This window comes from Bradyrhizobium sp. PRIMUS42 (assembly GCF_023006515.1).
Lineage (GTDB): Bacteria > Pseudomonadota > Alphaproteobacteria > Rhizobiales > Xanthobacteraceae > Bradyrhizobium.
Map to the genome: position 1 here is coordinate 1 of NZ_JALBGZ010001626.1, position 420 is coordinate 420.

At 68.8% G+C, this 420-nt stretch carries 1 pseudogene; it reads left to right on the top strand.

The annotated features are described in order from the left end of the window. Window positions 1-162: 162 nt before the first annotated feature. Window positions 163-420 (top strand): annotated as a pseudogene (locus MOV75_RS41990) (nicotinate-nucleotide diphosphorylase (carboxylating)); the annotation flags it as partial.

Below are 420 nucleotides of genomic sequence, written 5' to 3' on the forward strand. Positions count from 1 at the left end.
GCGCGAAAGCCGCGGCGCGCATTTCCGCTCCGACCATCCGGCCGAAATCCCTGCGCTGGCGCAGAGAACGATGACCACGCTCGCCGCGGCGCGCGAGATCGCAGAAGGCCTGAGCCCATTGCCGCGCACGGCCCGCCCCATGATCGCCTGATGGAGTCCCCCATGATCAATCCGACCTCATTGCTCAACCCCGACGCCTTCCTTTCCCCGCTCGTCATCGACGAAGCCGTGCAGCGGGCGCTCGACGAGGACCTCGGCCGCGCCGGCGACATCACTTCGTTCGCGACGATTCCGGAAGCGACCAAGGCGCAAGCCGTGCTGGTCGCGCGCCAGTCCGGCGTGATCGCCGGCTTGCCGCCGGCGCTGGCGACATTGCGAAAGCTCTCGCCAGACATCGAGGTGCGCGCGCAGGTGCGTGAC